The organism is Komagataeibacter kakiaceti JCM 25156 (assembly GCF_000613305.1).
The window spans coordinates 1-2,757 of sequence record NZ_BAIO01000319.1; the positions used below are offsets into that span (position 1 = coordinate 1).

Sequence of the window (2,757 nt, forward strand, 5' to 3'; positions counted from 1 at the left end):
CCGGCGTGGACCACCCTGCCATGCCAGACCTTCGGCCAGGCCATCGCCGCCGTGCACGATGGCCGTGCCGAACTGGCCATGCTGGCGTGCGAAAACAGCCTGGCGGGCCGCGTGCCCGATATCCACGCCCTGCTGCCGCAGGCGGGGCTGTTCATCGTGGGGGAGCATTTCCAGCGCGTGGAACACTGCCTGCTGGGCATTCCGGGCAGCACGCTGGCGGATGCGCGGCGGGTGCATACCCACCCCGTCGCGATGGCGCAGGTGCGCGGCATCATTGCCGAACTGGGGCTGGAACCGGTGGTGGAGTTCGATACCGCTGGCGCCGCGGAAATGGTGCGGGCATGGAACCGCAGGGAAGATGTGGCCGTGGCCTCCGCGCTGGCGGCCGAACTCAACGGCCTTGAAATCCTGCGCCGCAATGTGGAGGACGCGGACCATAACACCACGCGCTTTTATATCGCATCACGCAGGCCGGCCGAACTGCCCCCGCCCGCGCCGGGGTTCCTGACCACGCTCCTGTTCCGTGTCAACAACCAGTCCGGCGCGCTGTACAAGGCGCTGGGCGGGTTCGCCACCACGGGCGTGAACATGACCCGGCTGGAAAGCTACATGCTGGAGGGATCGTTCTCGGCCACGCAGTTCCTGATGGATGTGGAGGGCCACCCCGAAGCGCCGCCCCTGGCCGAGGCGCTGCGCGAGCTTTCATTTTTTTCGGAACAGCAGGAGATACTGGGCGTCTATCCCGGCTCCCCCTTCCGGCGCGGGACCTGAGCGGGCGGGCGGCCGGATTTTGCCCCCTGTGCCGCAGCCTGTATAAGCACCATATATAAGCATTAAGCGTGTGCTGCCCCCCGGCACATGCGTAGCAGGACACACGATCCAGGTGGAAACAACCATGTTCAAGGGTTCCATTACCGCCCTTATCACCCCCATGAACGAGGACGGATCGCTGGATCTGCCTCCATGAGCCGCTTTATCGACTGGCAGGTCCAGCAGGGCACATCCGCCGTGGTTCCGGTCGGCACCACGGGCGAAAGCCCGACACTGACACATGATGAACATGAAAAAGTGGTGGAGTTCACCATAAAATCGGTGGCGGGGCGCGTGCCGGTCATAGCCGGGGCGGGCTCCAACAGCACGGCCGAGGCCGTGGCCATGGCGCAGCGGGCGGAACAGGCCGGGGCATCGGGCGTGCTGGTCGTGACCCCCTATTACAACAAGCCGACACAGGAAGGGGTGTACCGCCACTTCATGGCCGTGGCCGACGCCATCAGCATTCCCCTCATCCTGTATAATATTCCCGGCCGGTCCGTTATCGACATCTCGGTCGAGACGATGGCGCGGCTGGCCCTGCACCCCAACATCATCGGGGTCAAGGATTCCACCGCCAACCTGCTGCGCCCGCTGCAGGTGCGCCGCGCGGTGAAAAAGCCGTTCAACCAGATCTCGGGGGAGGATGGTACCGCCGTCTCGTTCCTGGCCGCCGGGGGAGATGGCTGCATAAGCGTCACCGCCAACGTCGCCCCCGCGCTGTGCGCGCAGGTGCAGCAGAGCTGGACGGATGGCCACATAATGGAAGCCATGGAGCTACAGGACCGCCTGCTGCCGCTGCATGACGCCCTGTTCTGTGAAAGCAATCCCGTGCCGGTCAAGTTCGCCGCCAGCGTGCTGGGCCTTATGGGCGAGACATGCCGCCTGCCGCTGGCGCCGCTGAGTGATGCAAGCCGGGCGCAGGTGAAGGCCGCGCTTTCCGCCGTCGGGCTGCTGGACTGAACCCATGGCAGCCAAAAACAAGGGCAGCGGCATGATTTCGACAGGAATCGCCGCGCAGAACCGTAAGGGCCGGTTCAACTACACCATCGTGGAAACGGTGGAAGCGGGGCTGGTGCTGAAAGGGCCAGAGGTCAAGAGCCTGCGCATGGGGCGCGCCACCATAAACGAAGCCTATGCCGGGGAGCGCAATGGCGAACTGTGGCTGATCAACAGCTACATTCCCGAATATCAGGGCGGCGTTCTGTCCCGATTCGAACCGCGCGCGCCGCGCAAGCTGCTTCTGCATAAAAAACAGGTGGATAAGCTGCTGGGCGAGGTCGCGCGCGATGGCGTAACCCTTGTGCCGCTGGACATCCACTTCAACAGCCGGGGTCTGGCCAAGCTGACGCTCGGCGTGGGTGAGGGACGCAAGAAGGCCGATAAACGCCACGCGATCGCCGAGCGCGACTGGCAACGCGACAAGGCCCGCCTGCTGCGCAATCGCGGCCGCGAGGATTGACCCGCACCAACGTACCCTGACCATTTATCAAAAGTTTCTGGGGCAGGGCGCACAATCGGGTTCTCCCCGTGCCCTCACGTCCATCCTGAAAACAGCGCCCGCTCATCTTTTCTCAAGGCAATAAAAAACAGGGCCATCCCAGCCGGGACAGCCCTGTTCTTCAATCCGTTCATCCTTCCCCATCGCGCAGCATTGGCGCAATGGGGAGGAGCGGAAAAATCAGTCCACCGACAGGGCGGCTGCTTCGGGGCCTTTCTGGCCTTCGACAACCTGCACATTCGCCGTCTGGCCTTCGGTCAGGCCGGACAGGCCGGAACGTTCCAGCGCGGAAGCATGGACGAAAATGTCCTTGCCACCGTTTTCCGGCGTGATGAAACCGAAGCCCTTGGTGGCATTGTACCACTTGACCGTGCCGCGCATGTCCTGCGCGTGCGACAGGTCGGGAGCCGGACGACCGGAGCGGGAGAAACCGCCGCGCGGGCCGG

Annotated in this window: 3 protein-coding genes and 1 pseudogene; 3 read left to right on the top strand and 1 reads right to left on the bottom strand. The window is 64.2% G+C overall.

Features of this window, described 5'->3' with window-relative positions; all coding sequences use genetic code 11:
• From JCM25156_RS12995 to smpB, 3 genes and pseudogenes are all read left to right on the top strand, one after another.
• The coding region (locus JCM25156_RS12995) for a prephenate dehydratase (RefSeq protein WP_025813419.1) at positions 1-771 on the top strand (771 nt) is incomplete at its 5' end.
• Between the two features lie 124 nt (positions 772-895).
• Positions 896-1,773: pseudogene (dapA, locus tag JCM25156_RS24280) on the top strand (4-hydroxy-tetrahydrodipicolinate synthase).
• A 4-nt stretch (positions 1,774-1,777) separates the two neighbouring features.
• Positions 1,778-2,272, top strand: a complete 495-nt coding sequence (gene smpB / locus JCM25156_RS13005) for an SsrA-binding protein SmpB (protein WP_025813421.1) — start codon at positions 1,778-1,780, stop codon at positions 2,270-2,272.
• Between the two features lie 219 nt (positions 2,273-2,491).
• On the opposite strand, the gene JCM25156_RS24285 is transcribed toward smpB, so the two are convergent.
• Positions 2,492-2,757, bottom strand: a 266-nt coding sequence (locus JCM25156_RS24285) for a cold-shock protein (RefSeq protein WP_025813422.1), incomplete at its 5' end; no start/stop codon positions are given.

Bases quoted from the DNA above. Each gene is read 5' to 3' on its own strand.
- smpB (WP_025813421.1), top strand. From the start codon at position 1,778: ATGGCAGCCAAAAACAAGGGCAGCGGCATGATTTCGACAGGAATCGCC.